The 19,574-nt window shown below is 60.3% G+C and carries 18 protein-coding genes; 8 read left to right on the top strand and 10 right to left on the bottom strand.

Annotated elements, in window-relative coordinates; all coding sequences use genetic code 11:
- Nucleotides 1–28: 28 nt before the first annotated feature.
- Complete coding sequence (locus CI15_RS35935) at nucleotides 29–571, top strand: flavin reductase family protein (protein ID WP_075643823.1); 543 nt, start codon at nucleotides 29–31, stop codon at nucleotides 569–571.
- Here CI15_RS35935 and CI15_RS33180 read toward each other — a convergent pair.
- On the bottom strand, nucleotides 522–1,334 hold the full coding sequence (locus CI15_RS33180; protein ID WP_063910610.1) for a TetR/AcrR family transcriptional regulator: 813 nt from the start codon (nucleotides 1,332–1,334) through the stop codon (nucleotides 522–524). The genes CI15_RS35935 and CI15_RS33180 overlap by 50 nt on opposite strands.
- A 351-nt stretch (nucleotides 1,335–1,685) precedes the next feature.
- Between CI15_RS33180 and CI15_RS33175 the strand changes: the two genes are divergently transcribed.
- Nucleotides 1,686–2,684 carry an ABC transporter substrate-binding protein gene (locus CI15_RS33175; protein WP_062137400.1) on the top strand — a complete coding sequence of 333 codons (999 nt, stop codon included), beginning with the start codon at nucleotides 1,686–1,688 and terminating at the stop codon, nucleotides 2,682–2,684.
- Nucleotides 2,685–2,709: 25 nt separating this feature from the next.
- Here the strand turns inward: CI15_RS33175 and CI15_RS37945 are convergent, their stop codons facing one another.
- The 3 genes from CI15_RS37945 to CI15_RS33160 form a co-directional block, all read right to left on the bottom strand.
- Entirely contained in the window at nucleotides 2,710–2,886 is a 177-nt protein-coding gene (locus CI15_RS37945; protein WP_241496035.1) for a hypothetical protein, read from the bottom strand.
- Nucleotides 2,887–2,972: 86 nt separating this feature from the next.
- Complete coding sequence (locus tag CI15_RS33165) at nucleotides 2,973–3,818, bottom strand: 4Fe-4S dicluster domain-containing protein (RefSeq protein WP_062137395.1); 846 nt, start codon at nucleotides 3,816–3,818, stop codon at nucleotides 2,973–2,975.
- Entirely contained in the window at nucleotides 3,815–6,772 is a 2,958-nt protein-coding gene (locus tag CI15_RS33160) for a molybdopterin-dependent oxidoreductase (RefSeq protein ID WP_062137392.1), read from the bottom strand. Before CI15_RS33160 ends, CI15_RS33165 begins: the two co-directional genes overlap by 4 nt.
- A 307-nt stretch (nucleotides 6,773–7,079) precedes the next feature.
- Here CI15_RS33160 and CI15_RS33155 point away from each other — a divergent pair, with 307 nt between their 5' ends.
- Entirely contained in the window at nucleotides 7,080–7,619 is a 540-nt protein-coding gene (locus CI15_RS33155; RefSeq protein ID WP_062137389.1) for a MarR family winged helix-turn-helix transcriptional regulator, read from the top strand.
- A 3-nt stretch (nucleotides 7,620–7,622) separates the two neighbouring features.
- On the opposite strand, the gene CI15_RS33150 is transcribed toward CI15_RS33155, so the two are convergent.
- Entirely contained in the window at nucleotides 7,623–9,080 is a 1,458-nt protein-coding gene (locus CI15_RS33150; protein ID WP_062137387.1) for an NAD-dependent succinate-semialdehyde dehydrogenase, read from the bottom strand.
- A gap of 11 nt (nucleotides 9,081–9,091) precedes the next feature.
- A complete protein-coding gene (locus CI15_RS33145; protein ID WP_062137385.1) occupies nucleotides 9,092–9,850 on the bottom strand; it encodes an SDR family NAD(P)-dependent oxidoreductase in 759 nt (252 codons plus the stop codon).
- Nucleotides 9,851–10,027: 177 nt separating this feature from the next.
- Between CI15_RS33145 and CI15_RS33140 the strand changes: the two genes are divergently transcribed.
- Nucleotides 10,028–10,813, top strand: a complete 786-nt coding sequence (locus CI15_RS33140) for an IclR family transcriptional regulator domain-containing protein (RefSeq protein ID WP_062137382.1) — start codon at nucleotides 10,028–10,030, stop codon at nucleotides 10,811–10,813.
- Nucleotides 10,814–10,840: 27 nt separating this feature from the next.
- Here CI15_RS33140 and CI15_RS33135 read toward each other — a convergent pair whose 3' ends face one another.
- Entirely contained in the window at nucleotides 10,841–11,629 is a 789-nt protein-coding gene (locus CI15_RS33135; protein WP_241496016.1) for an IclR family transcriptional regulator domain-containing protein, read from the bottom strand.
- Between the two features lie 163 nt (nucleotides 11,630–11,792).
- Between CI15_RS33135 and CI15_RS33130 the strand changes: the two genes are divergently transcribed.
- The 4 genes from CI15_RS33130 to tnpB are packed head-to-tail and all read left to right on the top strand — an operon-like array spanning nucleotide 11,793 to nucleotide 14,848.
- Nucleotides 11,793–13,064, top strand: coding sequence for an aromatic ring-hydroxylating dioxygenase subunit alpha (locus tag CI15_RS33130; protein ID WP_062137377.1), 1,272 nt, complete (start codon nucleotides 11,793–11,795; stop codon nucleotides 13,062–13,064).
- Nucleotide 13,065: 1 nt separating this feature from the next.
- Nucleotides 13,066–13,536, top strand: coding sequence for an aromatic-ring-hydroxylating dioxygenase subunit beta (locus CI15_RS33125; protein ID WP_062137374.1), 471 nt, complete (start codon nucleotides 13,066–13,068; stop codon nucleotides 13,534–13,536).
- Nucleotides 13,537–13,564: 28 nt separating this feature from the next.
- Nucleotides 13,565–14,551, top strand: a complete 987-nt coding sequence (locus CI15_RS33120) for a 2Fe-2S iron-sulfur cluster-binding protein (protein ID WP_062137371.1) — start codon at nucleotides 13,565–13,567, stop codon at nucleotides 14,549–14,551.
- A gap of 36 nt (nucleotides 14,552–14,587) precedes the next feature.
- Complete coding sequence (gene tnpB / locus CI15_RS38340; RefSeq protein WP_082814374.1) at nucleotides 14,588–14,848, top strand: IS66 family insertion sequence element accessory protein TnpB; 261 nt, start codon at nucleotides 14,588–14,590, stop codon at nucleotides 14,846–14,848.
- Nucleotides 14,849–14,856: 8 nt separating this feature from the next.
- Here tnpB and CI15_RS33115 read toward each other — a convergent pair whose 3' ends face one another.
- The 3 genes from CI15_RS33115 to CI15_RS33105 all read right to left on the bottom strand — a co-directional run bounded on the left by CI15_RS33115 (nucleotide 14,857) and on the right by CI15_RS33105 (nucleotide 19,560).
- Entirely contained in the window at nucleotides 14,857–15,909 is a 1,053-nt protein-coding gene (locus tag CI15_RS33115) for a porin (RefSeq protein WP_277621336.1), read from the bottom strand.
- A 151-nt stretch (nucleotides 15,910–16,060) separates the two neighbouring features.
- Nucleotides 16,061–17,086: an ABC transporter permease gene (locus CI15_RS33110; RefSeq protein WP_062137365.1), complete on the bottom strand. Its 1,026-nt coding sequence runs from the start codon at nucleotides 17,084–17,086 to the stop codon at nucleotides 16,061–16,063.
- A complete protein-coding gene (locus CI15_RS33105; RefSeq protein WP_062137361.1) occupies nucleotides 17,083–19,560 on the bottom strand; it encodes an ATP-binding cassette domain-containing protein in 2,478 nt (825 codons plus the stop codon). The genes CI15_RS33110 and CI15_RS33105 overlap by 4 nt, the downstream gene beginning before the upstream one ends.
- Between the last annotated feature and the right edge of the window lie 14 nt (nucleotides 19,561–19,574).

Below are 19,574 nucleotides of genomic sequence, written 5' to 3'. Positions count from 1 at the left end.
GGCAGAATAAAACCGACGGACTTTTATCATGGCAGATCTCCTTGTTTCCGAGCAGAAGAAGATGATCGACAAAAATCTTCTTCGCTCCTGTATGGGGCTGTTCGCCACCGGTGTGACGGTCGTCACTTACGTCGCGGATGGAAAACCGGCCGGGATGACGGCCAATGCGTTCATGTCAGTTTCGCTGGAGCCTCCGCTCATCCTCATTTCGGTCCGAGCCACTTCGCGCTTTAACCAGTGGGTCCGTCAAGGGGTACGCTTTGGCATCAACTTCCTTGCGGAAAGCCAGAAACCACTGAGCATGCACTTCGGAGGGAGTCCGGACGATCGACTGCAGGTGCCGTTAATCAGCGAGCGGGAAACGCCGCTTCTGGACGGTTCGCTCGCGCAAATGATCTTGCGGACGGTAGACGTTCATCCTGCCGGAGATCATTACCTTTTTATCGGAGAGGTGGAACACCTTCGTTTCGGCGAGCATGAGCGTCCACTCGTCTTTTACGGCGGCAAATACCGGCAGATTGTTACCCATCTCCCGCTTTTCGCGGCGAATGGTGATCCTGAGGGCTGGTAGAGGCTGAGGGTTTGGGTTCGCTGTTCACGAGGGACTCAACCCGGGGCAGCGCGTGAGCCAGAAAGCGTTGTCCTTCGTGGGAGGCGAGATTCGACGCCCATGTGGGCGTGCCGGCACTCAGCTCGCTGGTCGCCCACCGTTGAAGGTGCGATAGCGAGAAAGCGACAGCGCGGTCGCGCGTATCCCGATCGCATCCCACGCAGGCCAGCGCCATGCCGACTTGCGCGTCCATGTAAGCATTGGGCTCTGCGACACCATCGCGGATGGTCTGAATGCTATAGGCGGTTGCGCCGATGATGAAGTCGGTCGCAACATCGAGCCGGCCAAAGGAAAATTGTCCGCGCTCCCTGCCTTGCTCCAGATCAGATCGCAGATATCGAGCTACCAGTGTGTCGTGCTGCCACGCAGTCACCCGCGTGACGAACCCGGCCCACTTCCGGTCCAGCAGCGCGCGAACCATAAAGAAGCGAAATCCCACTGACAGACGCTGCCACGGTTCCCGGAGTGTGTCATACATGGGGAGGATATCAGCGGTCATCTGATCGCTCAGCGTTTGACCGACGGCAGCAAGCACCTCGTCGACGGAATCGAAGTAATTGTAGAAAGTGCCACGCGAGACGTTTGCTTCCCGAACCACGTCGTCGATAACCGGCGTGGGCCCGACATGATCCGAAAATAAACTCATGGCCGCATCGAGCAACTTGTGACGCGTCGCATCACGTTTGCTTTTGGCGACCCTCGTTCGATGATCGATGGAACCCATTTCGTTTAGTCCCTTGGGTGACCAGGAGAACCCCCGCACATTACCAAGGGAATTCCCTGGCGGACTTGGCTTTGTTCGCTTCGAAAGCAGCAGCTTCGCGATTTTGTCGTCGAGGACCGTGCTTGCCCGACGAATCAACGCCAGTTCATCTGATGCCACCGGGTGGTTTCAGCATGGCGGCGATCATGGTCTTTACGGCCCCCTTGATCCTTGACAGTGGTAATCCTTTGCAGGATCATACTAGATAGGATGAAGTGATATCTATCATTATTGCTCGGTCAGCCTGTCCGGTCGATCAGTGTCGTCGATATCGCCTTTGTTTCGACTGTGCAGCAACAAGGAGACGATGTAATGGGAAATCACAAGCTTAGACTGTCAATCGCCGTTGGTAACTATGACCGCATGCGACCTTTGATCGATGGGGATGTTCAGATCGATGGAGTGGAGCCGGTTTTCCTGCTGCAAGATCCCGAAGAGATTTTCTTTCGAGCGTTTCGCCACGCCGACTTCGACGTCTGCGAGCTGTCGCTGAGCAGCTATTCCGTCAAGACGGCAGCGGGCACGTCGCCGTATATTGCCGTTCCGGTGTTTCCGTCACGCGCTTTCCGGCATACGGCGATCTATGTTCATGCGGACAGTGGGATCAGCAAGCCCGAAGACCTGAAGGGTAAGCGCATCGGCGTGCCTGAGTACCAACTTACCGCCAATGTATGGGTTCGACTCTTCCTCGAGGAAGAGTATGGGGTGAAAGCGTCGGATGTAACCTGGGTGCGCGGCGGCTATGAAGATCCGACCCGGGTCGAGAAAATCTCCTTGAATTTGCCCGCAGATATCAAGCTGGAGAATGCTCCCGAAGGGAAAACCATTTCCAGCATGCTGGCGTCAGGAGAAGTCGACGCAGTGATCGGTCCGCGTGCACCTTCGTGTTTTGACCAGGGGCACCCGAAGGTGCGTTATCTGTTCGACGATCCGCAGAAGACGGCAACTGACTGGTACGCTCGCACCAAACTGTTTCCGATCATGCACACGCTCGGTATCAAGAAATCGGTGGCCGAAGCACATCCGTGGCTGCCGGGCACGCTCGTCAAGGCGTTCGAGAAATCGAAGGCTCTTGCCATCACGCGACTCGCCGATACTGCGGCGACCAAGGTGACCTTGCCGTTTGTCGAAGAGCAGGTGCAGGCGGCGCGCAAGCTGATGGGGAACGATTTCTGGCCATACGGCTTTGCGGAAAACGAGCAGACCATTGACCGCTTCCTGGCCCGTCACCATGCCGAGGGGTTGTCCAGCCGCCGACTCGAGGCGCGTGAGCTGTTTCATCCGGCCAGCCTCGAAAGCTTCAAGATCTGATGCCCGCTTGGTCCGGTGCCACGCGTCAAAGTAGGGCGCGTGGCACCGGACCGCCGGCATTTCCGGCTAGTTCAGGTGGGTGTGTTGAGTACCCAATCACATCATGCCGACCGACCAGGCGCTGGTACCTCCCCCCCTGGTCGGTATTCTCCAGCAGCAAAGGCTCGAGTCCCTCGCTCTTCGATACGATCGCTGCACTCATGCCGGCCGCACCCACACCGATGACGATGGCGTCTACCTCGTGGTCCCAATGTCTTTCCGTCGTGGCATTCATCTTGATGGCCACGTTCAGAAGAGTAGCGTGCCGAGATTGACGCTTCCAGAACGATCGCTACTGACGAGGGTCTTCTCGACGCCGTCCTTTCTGACCAGCAACTCGATATGCGAGGCCGGCGTCGTCAGTCCCGAGAATCGGAAGTCACCGAAATGGTCGGTCGTGGTGGCGCGTTCGCTGCCATCGGCGGAGTCGCGCAGAATCACTTCGATACCACCTAGATTGCGTAGCTGGCCGCCGCCCAGGTCTTCGCAGACGTTGCCGGCCACCAGATGGCTCAGCGCATCGTCGAGGTGCTTATAGAAGACACGCGGTTTGGTGCCGAGCTCGGGGCGCAGGACCGTCAGATGCTCTTTCTCGACCATCTCCGCAAGGCGGGCGTCATCGGCCTCGATCGCGCGGAGCGCCTTGGTAGGGCAGGCTTGCGCACAGCGGGGTTCTTTCCACCCGCTGTCGAGCAGGTGGGCATCGAAGTTCCAGTTCTGCGGTACCTGCTCCTGCTCATTCCATTCAATCATGCCGTAAGGGCAGGCATTGACGAGATCGCGACGGCCATGCGATTTGACCGGGTCGATCATGACCACGCCGTCCGGGCGCTTGTAGATTGCGCCATCCCCGGCAGCCTTGATGCAAGGTGCGTTGTCGCAGTGATTGCAGGCCTTCGGGATATAGGTGACATCGACCAGCGATCCCGCGCCGCGAACGTGACGTTCGATACGGATCGTTTCCAGACCCTCCGGCGGATGCGGTGCGGAGTACCCCGGAAAGGTATTTCCGACGTACTCGTCCTTGGTCGCGAGCACGCAGTTTCTGCAATTGATGCAGAGCGAAACATCAATGATTAGTGCGCGGCCGCTCATGCTGCTTTCTCCAGTGTTGCGTCCCACCTTTCCACTTCCACCCAGCAAGTATTGGGCATGATTCCGTCTGCCGTCGCACTCATCTGTGTTCCCGGAGTGAGTAGGTTGAGACAGCCTCCGCGATCAACCAGGCCGATTGAAGTTTCGATCATGTCGAGCTCAGCGCACGACTCGTTGGCTCGCGTTACGCCCGTCGTAACGAGCGGCGAAACGTCCGCAGCGCAAATGACCGAGGCCTGCGAGTTGTAGACCCGCACGAGGTCGCCGTGCTGTATGCCACGCGCCTGTGCATCTTGAGGGCTCACGCGCAGGACCCAGTATCGATATCCGTTGACGTTCATCCGGTGGTTGTCGATCGTGCTGACATGACTGTTCTTGCCGTCCTGATGCGTGTGGAAGCTGTACACGGGATGGTTGGTCACGAGCTGCAAGGGGAACGGCTGTTTGACGGTGCTGGACGGATTGATGTACCGGTTGACGGCCGGTCGCGCTGGGTCGATCTGTTCAATGCGACGCAGGCTTGACGGCACGAACTCGAACTTGCCAGACTGTGTCGGCAGCCCCTGGGCAAAGCCGTTCGTATAGGCGCCGGGGAGTGGATTGGCCTCCGGCAGATCCTTCGCACGGCCTTCGGCAAACCAGCGCATATCGACTGGCGGCTGGTCGTCGTCTTTCGGCGGCGGTACCACGTGATAGCCCTTCTTCAGGAACTTCTTCCACGTCGTTTGCAGGGGTAGATCGGTCGAGTCGAAGACACGTTCGCACCAGATAAGCTCAGAGCACCCGCCTTCCGAATACATGCCGCCGTAGCCGAGTCTTGCAGCGATGTCGGTAAAGATCTGATAGTCCGATTTTGATTCGCCTAGCGGCTCGATGCACTTGTGCTGCATCACGACCATGCGGTGATTGAGTTGCGTCTGGGCGTGCTGAATGTAGCCGCCCGAGTTTGCCCATTCGCCGATGTCGTCGCGCTCCAGTACCGTGCAGGCCGGCAGGATGATGTCGGCGAACTGGGCTTCATTTTCCATCCAGATAGACTGATTGACGATGAATTCGAGAGACGCGTGGCGATACGCTTCAACCAGTCGATTCGATCCGGGCGTCGTGCCGAACGAGGACGAGCCGTAGCGGTACAGCATGTGCATCTTCGAAAGGCCCGGCTGGGGATACGAGTACTGGACAAATTGCCCCTCGATCGAGAAGCCATCCCACACATAGCCCTTCGAGCTGCCCTGGGTGATAGCCTCGGCCAGTCTTTGCCGCGGAATTGCCTGCTTCACCGGATTGAGCGTGATGATGTGCGGCATGCGACAGTAGTTGTTGGCGGCACTCGCGGTATTGTTCAGGTCGCCCGAGATCCCGCCTTCGGCATAGCCGGGGAAGTAGAAGTTAAGGTCCTGCGGCGCACCGATCTGTAGATTGCCGAAGTTGATACCCGGCTTGCCCCAGCCCTGCATGGCCATCATTATGACCATGCTGCGTGCCCACTGCGCGCCGGTTTCGGTACGGCACGCGCCGCCGAAACCATGACCGAGACCGCCTGCTGCCAGATAGGTCTTTTTCGAGGCCCAGCGCTGGGCAAGACTGCGGACATCCTTGGCCGGAACGCCGGTTTCCGCTTCCTGCCACTCGGGCGTTTTCGGTATGCCGTCTTCCTTGCCGAGGACGTAGGCGCTCCATTCGTCGAAGCCGGTGGTGTTGGCAGCTACGTATTCCTTATCGTAGCTGCCGCTCACCATCCATTCGTGCATGATGGCGATCGCGAGTGCCGAGTCGGCGCCAGGTTTGACCTGCAGCCATTTGCCGCCGAGGAATTGAGCCGAGTGCGTCAGATAGGGGTCGATATGCACGAACTCGATGCCGAGTTGCTTGGCCCAAAGACGACGCTCGGTACCTTCGGCTCCGCCATAGACCCCACTAGTCGATTCCGGATCGCTTGACCAGAAAACGATCATTTCGGCGTGTTTGAGACAGTCCTCGACCGTACCGTAAAAGCTTGGCGTGCCCAGGCGCAGACTGTTGCCGTAATGATGCATCGCGCCCCAGTACCATCCTTCCCAGCTGATCGGGCTCGGTTCGATGCGGGTAAAGCCGATCAGGTTACCGAAGCGCAGCATGGCGCTCAGGTAGTAGTTGATGTTGCCCCACTGATGGTGGGCACCCGTGACCATGCCGATGGCGCCGGGGCCGTAATCCTTCTTCATGCGGCGGATTTCTCCGGAGACGATGTCGAGCGCCTCGTCCCAGCTGATACGTTCATAGCCCGAAATACCGCGATTCTGTGTGTTGCGTTCGCCGTTGGGGTCGAAGTCGATGCGCTTCATTGGATAAAGAATGCGCTTTTCGGAGTACACCAGCGATTTGAGCGAGAGGGCGTGCGGACTGACCGTCGCGCGTCGCGCCGGCGACAGCTTGCGACCCCGCGCCGTGATGGTCCAGCTCGGCCCGTCTTCCTCTTCAAGATCGATCGGCGTGGTGCGGATGATCTTGTCGTCCTTGACATAGACAAACAGCGGGCCGCCATTGGTGAGCGAGGTAAAGCGCGTGCTGCCGTCCTTCATCGGCGTGCCCTTGCGCCAGCCGGCCGTCTTCATGATGTTGACGAGCTGGCCGAACCACAGGAGTTTCCGGTCGTCTCCGCCTTGCGTGATTTTGAAGTTCTTGAGCGCGTCGATCAGGAACGCATGATCGGTTTTCGGCGCGAGCATCTTGTGCGCGGTTGCCGCGTCCATAAAGACGAGTTCGGCGTCCGGTTCAGGGTGCACGCCCCAACGGCCCGAGATGCTGCCGTTCTTGAAATGAAGTTGTCTCGAGAGGCTGTTGTCCCTGAGCCGCAACTGGATGACACCGCTGCCAGCGGCGAGGTGCGCTCGCATGGCGGGGGACTTGCGGGCCGCCATACGTAGGACGGTCGGCATGAGCCAAAGGATAAGTGTCAGGATGTTTCTTCGCATGAGAGTGCCACCCCTGTGTCTCCGAGGATGCAAATCGATCGGCCATCGTGGTCGGATCTGTCCCGGATTACGCCCTGGAAGGGCGTTATTGCGGAGCAGTGCGACGCGGCGGTCGATCCCGTTGTATGATCTATCCAAATAAGGATCATCCGTGAGACAATGATTCTATCTGGTGATCGATCTATATCGAATGATGTTACTCGGCATAAACAATGTCAAGGACTCCCGCGGTGGGATGTTCCCTGATTACCGCTGAAATTCGACCTGGACGTCGGCCCGGGTCGCTCATGTGTAAAGGAATACGGGAATGTCCAAGATGAATCGCAGCGCCGTCCAGGCGACCATCGAGAGCGAAGCGCCGGATGCGGTGTTAGCGAGATTGTCGCCTGACATGTTTGACGACCGGGGCCGTGCCGTGCCGTGGATGGCCAGGACGGTGCATCGGCTTTACGATATGCAGGGCCAGAAACTGCTCGACAGGGTGGGCCTTCCCATTGCCTATTGGTATTACCTTCGCGTACTGGCTGAGCGTGGTGAACTGAATCAGCTGGAACTGAGCCGGCGGGTGGGGGTCGCCTCCACGACGGCGGTGCCGGCGCTCGACAATCTCGAGAAGCGTGGGCTGGTGCAGAGAGTGCGGGATCCCAAGGACAGGAGAAAGTATTACGTCAGCCTGAAGGACGAGGGCCGGCGCCTGATCGACGAGGTGCTGCCGGAAATGGTGGACATGTTCGCGCTCTCGCTCGCGGGAATCTCCCCGAAGGACATGCGTGTGTTCTGGAAGGTCACGCACCAGATCGAGAAGAACCTGATTCAGATGTCCCAGGGCGATGCCGCCCTGGACTGATGGTCAAGGCACCCGGCTGGCTTGCGATACAAACTTGGTGACGAGATAGCCATCGAACGTCTCGGTGCCCCCCTCGCTGCCCATGCCGCTGTCCTTCACGCCACCCAACGGCGTTTCGGCCAGTGCCAGACCGAAATGGTTGATACCGACCATGCCGGCCTCGAGATGTCTGGTAACGTATTCGGCAGTGGCAATCGTATTGGTGAACGCGTATGAGGCCAAGCCGTACGGCAGGGCGTTGGCGCGCGTCAGAGCCTCTTCGGCATTGCTGAATGTGGTGATCGGAACAATGGGGCCGAACGGTTCTTCGATCATCATGCGCGCATTGTCCGGTACGCCGGTGAGGATGGTCGGAGGGAAGAAGCAGCCTTGGTCGGACAGACGACGGCCGCCACTGACCAGCGTGGCGCCGCGTTCCTGCGCATCCGTGACGAGCGCGTGCATCGCGTCCACGCGGCGTTCGTGGGCCAGCGGTCCCATCTGGGTCTGAGGATCGAGGCCGTCGCCTACGCGAAGCGGCGCGTATTCGGTAGTGAAAGCGTCGACAAACCGCTCGTAGGCCTTTTCGTGCACGTAGAAGCGGCTCGGCGCCATGCAGACCTGACCGGCATTGCGTATTTTGGTGCGCGCGAGGAAACGCGCGGCCTGTTCGACGTCGGCATCATCGAATACCAACACCGGCGAGTGGCCGCCCAGTTCCATCGTCATGCGTTTCATATGCGCGCCGGCCAATGACGCCAGTTGCTTGCCGACGGCCGTGGAGCCGGTGAACGAAATCTTCCGCACTGCCGGAGCGCCGATGAGGTAGCTGGAGACCTCGGACGGCACGCCCCAGACCACGTTGAAGCAGCCCGCCGGCAATCCGGCATCGTGAAGTATATGGGCCAGCGCCACGACGGCACTCGGAGAATCCTCGGGACCCTTGATGACCATGGTGCAGCCAGCACCGAGGGCCGCAACTGCTTTGCGCAGGGCCTGGTTGAATGGAAAATTCCACGGCGTGAAGGCAACGCAGACACCGATGGGCTCGCGCAAGACCGTCTGCTGCACACCCGGCGAACGCGCCGGTATCACTCGCCCATAGATGCGTCGGCATTCTTCCGCATGCCATTCGGCGTGCTCCGCGCAGTTCATTATTTCCTGCATGGCCTCGGCCAGAGGCTTACCTTCGTCGAGCGTAATGTTCCGTGCGATCTGCGCAGCGCGCTCCCGGATCAATGCAGCGACACGACGCAGCAAGACCGAGCGTTCGAAGGGCGACGTGCGGCGCCAGATCTGGAATGCGTCGGCCGCCGCGCTGACGGCATCAGCCAGATCCTGCGGCATTGCATGTGGCAATCGGCCGACGATCTTGCCAGTCGCAGGGTTGATCACGTCCTGTTCGGGGCGCCCATCGGCATTCAGAAAGCGGCCGCCGATATAGAGGGTGAGTGTTTCGTAGGGTGTTGTGATGGTATCCATGGCGGCCTGACTTAGAGGAAAACGCTGCCGCCATCGACGGCGTGGGTCTGGCCGGTGACAAAGCTCGCGCCGTCACTGACCAGGTAAGCCAGTGCCGCAACGAGATCACTCGGCACCTGGTCGCGCTGGATACACCGGCCCGTGGTGCGGGCGTTTTCACCGATGCGATCCTGCATATCCGTCTGCAGCACGCCATTGCTGAGTGTGAAGCCCGGGGCAATTGCGTTGACTGTGATGTGGTCCTTGGCCAGTTCCCGCGCGAGTGCGCGAGTGAAAGCGATCACGGCGCCCTTGCTGGCGACGTAGTGGGCCATATTCGATGGCGCCTTGATCGGCACGGTGGACGCGATATTCACCAGGCGCCCCCGGCCGCTTTCTCGCAGGTGCGGCAGCACAGCCTTGGCGCAATTGAACGGTCCCAAGGTGTTGACTTCCATGACCCGCATCCATTCCTGGTTGGTGATCTGCTCGAACGGTTTGAGCGCCAGTGTGGTAAACAGCGCGGCGTTGTTGACCAGACCATCGATGCCGCCGTATTCCGCAACCGTTGCGGCCGCCATGGCAGCAACATCGGTCTCGCTGACAACATCTGCGCGTAGGCCGATCACTTGAAGTCCGGATTCGCGCAGGCGCGCCGCGGCTTCATCGGCACCACGCAGATCGGCGATGGCGATGCGGTGTCCTAACTGTGCAAGGTGTTCGCTGAAGGCATAGCCGATGCCGCTGGCGCCGCCCGTGACAATAATGCGTTTGGGTATTTCAGGTTTCATGATTTTCTTCGCACCTCAGTAGACATTGGATCGCAATATCAGCGGCCGGATTGATCGACTCGACTGCGCTTAGGCATAGAGCGAAATATCAGCAATGGCCCATCGGTTGTCAAAGATCTCGGCTACTATGTCCGGATACCGGACTGTTGTACGGATTCCGTATTTTGCGAGGAAACCATGGCGATCCATGCGGATGGAAAGGAATCACAGGAAAGCGAGCCGGAATACGTGATGGGGCTCGAGAAAGGGCTATCGATCATCGAAGCCTTCGGCATCAAGAAGGGCGCATTGACGGTGACGCAGGCGGCCGAGATCACGGGCCACACCAAAGGCTCAGTACGACGAAGTTTGCTGACGCTCTGCGGGCTTGGTTATGCGGTACAGGATGGGTATAGCTACACCCTGGCGCCACGCGCCCTGAGGCTTGGCTACGCCTATGTGGTCTCCGATCCCTTAACCAAGGTCGTGCAACCGATCCTCGAAATCACCAGCGAGCGCACGCAGGAGTCTGCCTCGATCGCGGTTCTGGATTCGCAGGATGCCGTCTTCGTCGCGCGCTCGACACATCGCCGTAGTCTCTCCAGTGGTCTGGGCGTCGGCTCGCGCCTGCCGGCCTACTGTAGCGCGACCGGGCGCGTTTTGCTGTCGGACCGGCCCTCGGCCGAAGTGCGATTCATGCTGAACCGAATGGCACGCCCCGCATTGACACCCCATACGCGGACGACGATCACCAGCATCATGAGAGAGGTTGAATTCGTGGGAAAACACGGGTATGCCATCATCGACGAGGAACTGGAGATCGGTATCCGGTCGATTGCCGTTCCGATCCGCAACGCACGCGGTGAAATGGTGGCTGCGATGAGTCTCTCGGTGTCCACCAGCCGAATGACCCGTGAAGACGTAGTGGAGCACCTGCTGCCCGAGCTCGAAATCGCGCGCCGTCACCTGGCTGTCCTGCTGTAGCAGGTCGCGTGGGGCGCGTGTGCCTACTTAAAGCGAACGTTGCAGGCGTTCTGCCATTTCACGCAACACCGGCAGGAAGTTGTCTCGCAACGTCTCGATGCTCACACGGCCTGAAAATACGCTCACGCTCAAGGCGGCCTCGATCTGCCCCGAGCGGTTCCTCACAGGTACCGCCATTGCCGACATGCCGATTTCCAGTTCCTCGTCGCTGATCGCGTAACCTTCCTCGGCCGCGCGTCGGATCGCTTTCAATACGCCGTTGAGATTTGCCACCGTGCGATCGGTGAGACGCTTCATAGGGACGCTCTCGAGGTGTTCACGCACCTGCTGTTCTGGCAGGTCGCTCAGCAGTACACGCCCGGTCGCCGAGCAATAGGCGGGCAGGCGACCCCCGAGCTTCACACCCGTGGACACGATACGAACTGCCTCGGCGCGCGCGACAAATACCGCATAGCCTTCGTCCAGCACAGCCAGCGAGACCGACTCCTGCAACTTGTCGCGCGCGCTCGCCAGCAGCGGCTGCGCAATTTGCGGTAGCGACGAGGTGCTGAAGTAGGCGCCGCCCAGCCGCAGCATGCGTGGCAGCGGCGTGAAGAATTTGCCGTCGTGCGCGAGATAGCCGAGTTCGACGAGCGTCAACAGGCACCGCCGTGCCGCTGGCCGGCTCAGACCGGCCAGCTGCGCGGCATCCGAGACAGTCATGCGCGGGGTGCTTGCGCCGAACGCCTCGATGATCGCGAGACCCTTGGCCAGCCCCCCCATACCTTCTTTCGCGTGAGCCTGAATGGGTTCGTTTTCGTCGGCGACAGTCGGCAACGCGCCGACTTCTTTGTTGACAGCGCTTTTGATGAGTGCCATATTAAACTCAAATATCGAACAACGTACGGTATTCGAACACCACTGGGCGGCGCTGTCAAGCGTCTCTTTGCGCGGTCCTCGGTAATCTGCACGGGCGAATGCCTGTTAAGGAGTTACTAATTTGAACATCATCCCTATCCGGCCGGCACGTCGTGCCAGCATCGAGTGGCCCGCTGAGGGCGTCAGGCGTGTGCCATACGAACTGTTCCAGAGCGACGACGTCTACGCGGACGAGCAGGACGCAATTTTTCGTGGCCCGAATTGGAGCTACCTGTGCCTCGAAGCCGAGGTGCCGAATCCGGGCGATTTTCGCAGTACGTTTGTCGGTGATGCCCCGGTGGTGGTCACCCGCGATATGGACGGCGAGCTTTATGCATTCGAAAATCGCTGCGCACATCGCGGCGCGATGGTGTGTCTGGAGGATGAGGGCAACGCCAAGGATTTCAGCTGCGTCTACCATGCCTGGACCTATAACCTGCAGGGCGATCTGCTGGGTGTCGCGTTCAAGGACGGCATTAACGGCCAGGGCGGCATGAAGGAAGATTTCTGCCTCGGCGATCATGGCTTGCGCAAGCTGCGCGTGGCGACACTGCATGGCCTGGTGTTCGGCAGCTATTCCGATGATGTACCGCCGCTTGACGAATACCTCGGCGAGGAGATCGTTGAACGCATCGCACGCGTACTCGAGGGCCGAGCACCTGTCGTTTTGGGGCGTTTTACCCAGATGCTCCCGAATAACTGGAAGCTCTACGTCGAGAACGTTAAGGATTCCTACCATGCGAGCATTCTGCACCTGTTCTTTACGACCTTCCAGTTGAATAAGCTGTCGCAGCGTGGTGGCATCATCGTCGACCCCAGTGGCGGCCACCACGTAAGTTATTCAGCGGTGGATCACGCGGCTGAAGCAGCAAAGCAGGGGGGCAAGAGCGAATACGCGGCACAGAATATCCGCTCGGAGAACGATCATCGTCTCGAAGACACCTCGGTGCTGACGGGTTTGGATGAGTTCGGCGACGGCATCACGCTGCAGATTCTTTCGGTGTTTCCAGGTTTTGTGCTGCAGCAGATCCAGAACGCTCTCGCGATACGTCAGATCCTGCCCCGTGGCGCGCGGCAGACCGAATTGAACTGGATCTACCTCGGCTTCGAGGACGATACGCCAGAGTTGAGGGAAATGCGTCTGCGCCAGGCGAACCTGGTGGGTCCGGCGGGCTACGTTTCGATGGAGGATGGCTGCGTAGGCGGTTTCGTGCAGCGCGGCATTGAAGGGGCGAGTGAGGCGCGCTCGGTAATCGAGATGGGTGGGGACGGCACGACGAGTAGCGCAAGCCGTGTGACGGAAGCCTCGATTCGTGGTTTCTGGAAAGCCTACCGCACCGCAATGGGATACTGACATGACGCAGGATATCCATCAGCTGATTGCCCGAGCGCAAGCCGAATACGCACGCTGTATTGATGACGGTGATCTTGACCAGTGGCCCGGATTCTTTACCGCGTCGTGCGTGTACCGGGTGACGACCGCCGAAAACTATCGTCGAGGCTTCGAGATCAGCATGATCTATGCGGCCTCGCGTGGGATGCTGGTCGATCGGATCGCATCGCTGCGCGACGCCAATATATATGAACGGCATGGCTACCGGCATCTGCTCGGGCAGCCGTCCGTGATCAGCGACGACGGTACTGAGACGCGTAGCGAAACCTCGTTCATGGTTGCACGCATCATGCGCGACGGAACCACGGATCTGTTCGCGACGGGCCGTTATTGCGACCTGTATGTTCGCACCGAGGCGGGCGTGCGGTTACGCGAGCGTATCGTCGTGTGCGACAGCTCGCGCGTCGACACCCTACTTGCGCTGCCCCTGTAAGCCGCTGGCAAGACGTCGAGGAGACATCATGGATTTTCGTATTTCTGTCGCGGACAGCGACATAACGTTCCCGTGCGCGGCCGGTGAAACCGTACTCGATGCGGCTGAACGCGCCGGCTACGCGGTACCGTATTCGTGCCGCAAGGGTGTTTGCGCGTCCTGCGAAGGGCATCTGGTGGCAGGCGAGGGGCGCTCATCGGTGCAGGGGGCGTTGTCGAGCCCAAGCGAGCGAGTGTTGCTATGCTGCCTGCGTCCCGGCACCGATGTGACGATCGCACCCCGCCGCATCGAAAGGCGAGATCCCGTCGCGCGCAAGACGCTCGAGACCTCGGTTTACCGGATCACGCAACCAGCCGCCGATGTCCGCATTCTGCAGTTGCGGCTGCCGGCAGGCGTGCGAGCGAAGTTTGGCGCTGGCCAGTATCTGCAGATCGAACTCGAAGACGGCACGCGGCGCAACTATTCGATGGCAAACGCACCGCACGAAAACGACAGTGTGCAACTGCACGTGCGTCACGTGCCCGGCGGCCGGTTTTCTGAAGGCGTGCTGAGTCACCTCGTGAAGGGCGACAAGCTACGGATCGAGCTACCGTTCGGACAGTTCATGCTGCGTGGCGGCTCGCAGAGCCCGGCTATCTTGCTGGCGACAGGCACAGGGTTTGCACCGGTCAAATCGATCATCGAGGATGCAATCAGGCGCAAGCTTGAGCGGCCGCTGCATCTTTACTGGGGGGCCCGCTGCGCCGAAGATCTTTATCTGGCCGCACTTGCCCAGAAATGGCACGACAGTGGGCGAGTGAAATTCGTACCGGTGCTGTCGGAGGCCGATGACGCATGGGCCGGTCGCCGCGGCTTCGTGCACGAGGCCGTGCTCGAAGATTTCGGTTCACTGGCGGGATATGAGGTCTACGCGTGTGGCAACCCGATCATGACGAGCTCTGCGCAGGACACCTTCGTTAAGGCTGGCTTGGCGGAGGATGATTTCTTCAGCGATGCGTTCGTCCACACCGATTGACGCAGCTGTCCACAGTTTCCTGAGTGGCGCGGTGAGCTGGTAAACATTCGCCGGGCCACGGGGGACGGAATCCGGGCTGCTCTCGCGAACTGGCTTGAGCGAGGTCGTTTTATATGGCCCCAGGCCGACGGCGGCAAGGTCCATCTGAGTGCTGCGCAACTGTCGATACTGCTGGATGGCCTTGACTGGAGGTGGCCTCGTCGCACTGCCGCATTATCGATGATGCGTGCCGCGCACCCGACTCGCAAACCACGGCGCATGTCGAACGGCGCCGCAGACGCGGCGCTTCGACGATAGAACGGGGATCAGAAGTAGTGAATGATGCCGAAATACCCGCCTTGCTGATTTTGGCCCGGGTTCGGCGGGGAATCCTGAGTTTCGACCGAGAAGACGGAATGCTTGTCGTTGAACATCGCTCCGAACGTCGCGTACAGCGTGGTCCGCTTCGACAGAGTGTAGGTGGTGCCGATCACGCCGAGGTTGCCGCCGCCGCCGTCGTGATTGACGTTGGCGTGGTACCAGGCTACCCCAACGGTGAAAGCGGAGGTGGCCTGATAGGACACACCGAACCATTCCTGCTGGCTGCGGGTTGCCTTGAACGGGTTGTAGGCAGTTGCGATTGTGTTGGCATCCGAGGCGAGCAGCTGGTAGCCACCATAGAGCCTGGCTGCGCCAATCTGGTAGGTGCCGCCGATCATGTATTCGCGCGATGCGGCGTAGAGATCCGACAGCTGCCCGTTGGCGTCGCGGATTTCCTCGTAGACGCCATGCGCGGCAAAGTCACCTATGGTGTAGTCAAAACTCCCGCTGAAGGTCCGATCCGCCTGGAAGCCGGTGGTCGAGCCGCCGAAACCGTTCTGCAGACGGAATGAGAAACCGCGCCAGTTCGGCGAGTTGTAGGTGACCAGGTTCGAGCGTGGACCCCAGGCACGTCCATTGGCGAAGTTGGCAACGCCGGTCGCTTGCTCGCCGAATGGGTCGAGATACCAGCCGGTCGTGTCGGTCAAGGACATGGCCCGGCCGAACCAGATACTACCGTAGGTGTTGGATGCGAGACCGACATAGGCGTATCGCGTAAAGAGCTCATTGGGAAAATTCTGGCCAGTCCCAGACGAAAACAGGCTCTCCAGCCTGAATACGGCTTGCAGGCCACCACCAAGCTCTTCAGTGCCTTGCAAGCCAAACCAGCTGTAATGGTACTGGTCGCTGCCAAAGCGAATCAAGTGTGTCGAACCGCCGTCGGCCGTGGCTACGTGGTTGACGAAATCAAGGCCAGCGGTGACCTGTCCGTACAATGTCACACTGCTTTGTGCATATACATTGCATGTGCCGATTGTCGCTATCGCTGCCCCTAACATTAGCCTTTTCATTTGGGTATCCTTATTAACCAAGTCTCCAAGAACCACTGACGACATCTGATAGGTTTTGTCACTCTAACTGCCTTGTCTAGCCGATATGCCGTATTACAAAACGGATCGGAACGTCACGACTGGGCGTTCCGGCATTGCCTTATTTCTTGACGCGGTTAAGTGAATGCAGCACATGTGGCAAATGCCGGATCAGCGTTGCAAGCAGAATGGCACTGGCCTGCACGAGCAGCTGAATCGAATCGCCGGCACCCAGCGCGAGGACGAGCTGGCCAAGCTGCGCCATGAACAGAGCCGCAGCGGCGCTGGCGATAACGCTGCCTTTTCCTCCAGTGAAGGGTGTGCCGCCGACAACGACCGCGGCAATTGCGGGAAGCAGATAATCGTTGCCGGAGGTTGCCGACGCGCTGCCGATAAAGCCGGCTAACAGCATGCCGGCTGCGCCGAAACACATAGCAGACGCGACGTAGGCACCGATCTGATACGACAGCACTCGCACACCAGCTGCTTCCGCTGCGCGCGGATTCACCCCGACGCCCACGAATCTCCGACCGATGGCAGTCTTTCGGGTGATGAGCCATGCCGTTACGACGAAGGCACATGCAATCAGGATATTGGCCGGCAAACCGAACAGTTGAGCATGCGAAATGGTTTGCATCAGTGCCGGCACATTGACAGGGGCATTGTCGGTCAGCGAGCGGACCGCTCCGATTAGCAGTGCATTGGTTGCCAGCGTGGCGACCAAGGGCATGATCGCGAGCCGAGAAACCAGCACGCCGTTGACAATGCCCACCAGTGCGCAGACCCCGACCGTGACCGCCACCGCAAGCAGCAGCGAGTCGTGCGACAGGCCGGTTCTGGCCATCACGACGCCGGCCAGCGAGACCATGCCGATCGCCGACATGTCGAGCCCGCGCTGCTGGATGACGAGCGTCTCGCCGGTCGCGACGATGGCGAGAATACCCGCGAATGGCAACATGGCCAGAATCGAGCCACGCGTCATCGTGCCGGGGGCTACCACCAGACTGATGCCAAGCAGCAGGATCAGTCCGACCCAGACCCACCCGAACTCGCCGATCGACGGCAGACTGACGGATTGCCGCGGCGCGGGCGTGGTGGATTGGGCTTCAGGTGTCGTGATTGAACTGTCGCTCATGATTTTCTTCATTTCGCTACCGCCATTTCCCGGCTCTTCGAGTACAGGGCGACAGATATCAGGATCATTCCGCCCAACAGATAGGATTGCCATGCGTCTCCGATATCAAGGAACGAGGTGACGACATTCACCTGGATGATCAACAGCGAGCCGAGCAGTGCGCCGATAAACGAACCGCGCCCGCCGAAGAGGCTCGCCCCGCCGATGACCACAGCCGCGATGCTGGCCAGCGTGTAGTTGATGCCGGCATTCGGATCGCCCGAGCCAACTTGCGCCATCATCGGAACGGAGGCGATGGCCGCCAGCAGCGAACAGCCGATATAGGCGCCTAGCATCGTCAGTTGCGTGCGGACCCCGGCCATGCGCGCAGCCTCGGGTCGGGAGCCGACGCCCCGGAACACAAGCCCGGTGCGGGAACGGAATAGCGCGAACTCGAGCACGATGGCCAGTACCACAGCCACGATCAGGATGATCGGCACGAAACCCAGCTGGGCGCCGATCGTATCGAGCCACTTATTCGCGATCAGGCCACCCGGTACCGGGCGCAGGATCAGCGAGATGGCTTGCAAGGACATATAGGTAGCCAATGTGGCGACCATCGGATGAAGCCGGAACGGGCTGACCAATACCCAGTTCACGAGACCGACGGCAATGGCGACTCCGAAGGAAAGAATCCATCCGGTCAGCTCGTGACTGAATGGCGACCCGTCATTGAGGTAGAACGACTGGATCACCACCATCAAGCCCATCAATGGGCCGACTGACAGGTCTATGCCTCCCACCAGCATCAACGCCTGTTGCCCGTAGGCCACGATCGCCAGTGTCGCCACCAGGGCCAGCATGCCGCTCAGGTTGCGGGCCGACAGATAGGCGTCGTTGACGTGCGCGGCATACAGACCCAGCACGCAGACGGCCAGCGCGAGCATGACGAGCGGCGCCCAGTCTCCCGATGCCCACTTCCAGAAGGGTGGGATGCTGGCGGTGCCACGGGCGCGCTCGGTGGTGGCGGTCAGCACGGCCGAGGTGATGTTGTTCTCGCTGACAGCGTCGTCGCGCAGTTCCTTGACCACGTGCCCGCGCGAGAAGATCAACACGCGATCGCACAGCCCGGCCACTTCGAGTGCATCCGACGAAACCGCGATGACCGCGGTGCCCGTCGCGGCGGCCTCGCGCAGCACCTTGTAGATCTCCATGCGCGCGCCGATATCGACACCCTGCGTTGGCTCATCGACCAGCAGCACTTCGGGCCGACTGGCCAGCACGCTGGCCAGTACGAGCTTTTGCTGGTTGCCGCCCGACAGGGAACGAATCGGCGTCTCGATCGAAGGCGTCTTGACCGCGAAACTCAGTACGGCCTCGCGCGCCCGGCGCGCCTCGCTGCGCTGCCTGACCCAACCTTTGACCGCGTCGAAGGGGAGGCTGCGGATCGAGAAATTCTCGCGAACCGAGAGTTCGCCGAAGATGCCGGCGCGGTGGCGATCGCCCGGCAGCAGACGGATACCCGAAGCGGCAGCGGCCTTGGAATCCCGCAGACTGGCGGCGCGGCCGTTGACGGTGACCGTGCCGCGGCTGTGCGTCAGACCGGCCAACGCGGCCATGAATTCGCGCTGGCCATTGCCGTCGATGCCGGCGAGACCCACGATCTCGCCGCGCTTGACGCGCATCGTCACGTCCGAGAAACCGACGCCGTCGAGCGCAACCACGTCGAGCACGGTATCGGCCGATTCGGCTTTGGTCTTGGCCGGGAACTCGCGATCGAGCGCGCCGCCGACGATGAGCTCGACGATCTGCTGTTCGCTGAGCCCTGCTGCGTCGTAGGTGCCCTGTCCCCGCCCATCGCGGAGCACCGTGATGCGATTGGCGATCTGCTGGACCTCGCGAATCCGGTGCGAGATATAGACGACCGCGCAACCCGAATCGGTGACACGGCAAATCCGATCGAAGAGGCGCGCGACGTCCTCCGCGAGCAGGTGCTCAGTGGGTTCGTCGAGCACCAGGACCTTGGGTTTGGCCGACAGTGCCTTGACGATCTCGACGATAAAGCGTTGCTCGGGGTTCAGGCTCGAAACACGTTCGTGGGCATCGATCGCTACGTCGTCGCTCCACTGACGCAATTGCTGCTGCGCCCAGTCGGCGGTGTTCATCAGTGTCGGGCGCTGCTCGGCCGGCATGCCGAGAAAGAGGTTCTCGGCAACGGTCAGGTCCGGCATCAAGGCCGGCTCCTGCCGCACGATGGCGAGCCCGAGGCGGCGCGCGGCTTCGGTGTCGCCCCGGGTTTCCGTGCGATCGATGACGATGCGTCCGCTCTCAGGGACGAGGGCGCCCGACGCCACGGCCATCAAGGTGGATTTGCCGGCGCCGTTTTCGCCGACGAGACCATGGACCTCTCCGGCGAGCACCGAAAACGTGACGTTGTCGAGTGCCCGTACGCCCGGGAAGATCTTGGTGACGCCTTCGATCTGAAGGAGTAAGTGCTGTGCGTTCATGGTTCGGATGCTGA

Origin of the sequence: Paraburkholderia monticola, assembly GCF_001580545.1 — a bacterium.
Taxonomy (GTDB): domain Bacteria; phylum Pseudomonadota; class Gammaproteobacteria; order Burkholderiales; family Burkholderiaceae; genus Paraburkholderia; species Paraburkholderia monticola.
Note: the sequence above shows the minus strand (reverse complement) of the source record. Positions and strands in the feature narration are given on the sequence as shown.

Coding starts and splice junctions, on each gene's coding strand:
- CI15_RS33175 (WP_062137400.1), top strand. CDS start 1,686: ATGGGAAATCACAAGCTTAGACTGTCAATCGCCGTTGGTAACTATGAC.
- CI15_RS33165 (WP_062137395.1), bottom strand. CDS start 3,818: ATGAGCGGCCGCGCACTAATCATTGATGTTTCGCTCTGCATCAATTGC.
- CI15_RS33140 (WP_062137382.1), top strand. CDS start 10,028: ATGGCGATCCATGCGGATGGAAAGGAATCACAGGAAAGCGAGCCGGAA.
- CI15_RS33125 (WP_062137374.1), top strand. CDS start 13,066: ATGACGCAGGATATCCATCAGCTGATTGCCCGAGCGCAAGCCGAATAC.
- CI15_RS33105 (WP_062137361.1), bottom strand. CDS start 19,560: ATGAACGCACAGCACTTACTCCTTCAGATCGAAGGCGTCACCAAGATC.
- CI15_RS33120 (WP_062137371.1), top strand. CDS start 13,565: ATGGATTTTCGTATTTCTGTCGCGGACAGCGACATAACGTTCCCGTGC.
- CI15_RS33145 (WP_062137385.1), bottom strand. CDS start 9,850: ATGAAACCTGAAATACCCAAACGCATTATTGTCACGGGCGGCGCCAGC.
- CI15_RS33180 (WP_063910610.1), bottom strand. CDS start 1,334: ATGGGTTCCATCGATCATCGAACGAGGGTCGCCAAAAGCAAACGTGAT.
- CI15_RS33110 (WP_062137365.1), bottom strand. CDS start 17,086: ATGAAGAAAATCATGAGCGACAGTTCAATCACGACACCTGAAGCCCAA.
- CI15_RS37945 (WP_241496035.1), bottom strand. CDS start 2,886: ATGAGTGCAGCGATCGTATCGAAGAGCGAGGGACTCGAGCCTTTGCTG.
- CI15_RS33150 (WP_062137387.1), bottom strand. CDS start 9,080: ATGGATACCATCACAACACCCTACGAAACACTCACCCTCTATATCGGC.
- CI15_RS33115 (WP_277621336.1), bottom strand. CDS start 15,909: ATGTTAGGGGCAGCGATAGCGACAATCGGCACATGCAATGTATATGCA.
- CI15_RS33160 (WP_062137392.1), bottom strand. CDS start 6,772: ATGCGAAGAAACATCCTGACACTTATCCTTTGGCTCATGCCGACCGTC.
- CI15_RS33155 (WP_062137389.1), top strand. CDS start 7,080: ATGTCCAAGATGAATCGCAGCGCCGTCCAGGCGACCATCGAGAGCGAA.
- CI15_RS35935 (WP_075643823.1), top strand. CDS start 29: ATGGCAGATCTCCTTGTTTCCGAGCAGAAGAAGATGATCGACAAAAAT.